The sequence below is a fragment of the Wolbachia endosymbiont of Tuta absoluta genome (genome assembly GCF_059414725.1).
In genome coordinates this window covers 1-1,242 of sequence record NZ_JBNRJY010000242.1, presented here as the reverse complement: position 1 = coordinate 1,242, position 1,242 = coordinate 1, and the positions used below count along the sequence as shown (strand labels likewise).

3 protein-coding genes are annotated in these 1,242 nt (G+C 32.8%); all 3 read right to left on the bottom strand.

The annotated features are described in order from the left end of the window. Positions 1 to 201: 201 nt before the first annotated feature. Positions 202 to 768, bottom strand: a complete 567-nt coding sequence (locus ACJ5GX_RS02700) for an IS4 family transposase (protein ID WP_230609092.1) — start codon at positions 766 to 768, stop codon at positions 202 to 204. 9 nt (positions 769 to 777) lie between these two features. After that, the gene (locus ACJ5GX_RS02695; protein ID WP_286231483.1) at positions 778 to 927 is read right to left on the bottom strand and encodes a hypothetical protein; all 150 of its coding nucleotides are present in this window, start codon (positions 925 to 927) and stop codon (positions 778 to 780) included. 132 nt (positions 928 to 1,059) lie between these two features. Continuing rightward, positions 1,060 to 1,242 (bottom strand): hypothetical protein (locus tag ACJ5GX_RS02690; RefSeq protein ID WP_495292677.1); only part of this gene is annotated, 183 nt, incomplete at its 5' end.

Genomic DNA, 1,242 nt, shown 5'->3' with positions numbered 1-1,242 from the left:
GATATTTGTTTCCAACTCTTTATAATCTACCAATCCGTTAGTTCTGTTTACTATTTTCTGACTCATTTTCAAACCTCCATTTTTTTATATCAATTTATTACTTTTTTTCGATTTGACACACTTTTTTGAACATTACCTTGAAAATATTGGGTGTAAAATTTTGTTCTTACCTCCATACTCGCCAGATTTAAATCCTCACTTTTACCCACAATTTTGAGAGGTCATGATGTGAAGCATAACTATGCTCTCCTTAAGATTTTCATAGCCCCGCCATAGAGTCATAGCCCCTGGTAAATTATCACTTTTTCTATTCATAAATCCACCTAATTTTCCTAACCAAATAATAGCTTGTTTTATGTTTGGAGGTTCTTCTGGCAATATAGCTACTTTATGCTCACGTATGAAAAGGGCCTTCCACTCTTCATTGCTTAAAATTTTAGTACAGGTTTCCATGGGATTTGATAAAGCGACTTTTGTTAAATATAAAATTTTAAATGCAATAATGCTCTTTATAGCAATTAATTTCTGTAGCCTTTCCTTTGTAGTTAAACGAGAGCTTTCTATTTTACATCCTGATTTTAAAACCGTGAAATACTCCTCAATTTTCCATCTTAGCTTATACCAATTTATCCTTTCTATAGCATCTAAAGTGCTATTAACTGGTACATTAGTCAGCAAAGTCCAATCAATAGCTTCCAATCCTTCAGGAGGATTTGTTTCTTTTGCACTTACCACATATACAGGTATTTTATCACTTATTTTATGCACTGTGTCTTTTTATCCATAAATTGAAGAAGATCTGATAGGTATATAGCCTTTCATATACTTAACTTCAATATTAGTTTTCCTTGATCTTTGGTTTCTACCTTTATTAACTTCTAGAGAAATTTTCTTCTTTACTGGCAGTTGAGTGATGCGTGTTTGCAAATCTGTTTTTCCAATTTCAGTACAGATAAATCTTCTATTAGTTCGATTACGGATTACATAAAAACTACCTAATGTCTCAGTGATCCATAAAAATTTGAAGATATCTGCCTCTCTATCACCAAGGGTAACAAGTTATTCATTTGCATTAAGGTTGTTTATGCTTTCTTTGAGAGGTGTTATCCACTTATAACTTTCTTTTTCTTCTATGGAGGTACGGTATTTCCTGTTTGCTTTTTCTTGTGCCGTTTCTTTTTCCCTAATAGAACGTGCCCAACATTGTTGAGAGATAGACCTAAAGGTAATCCGTCTTTGCTG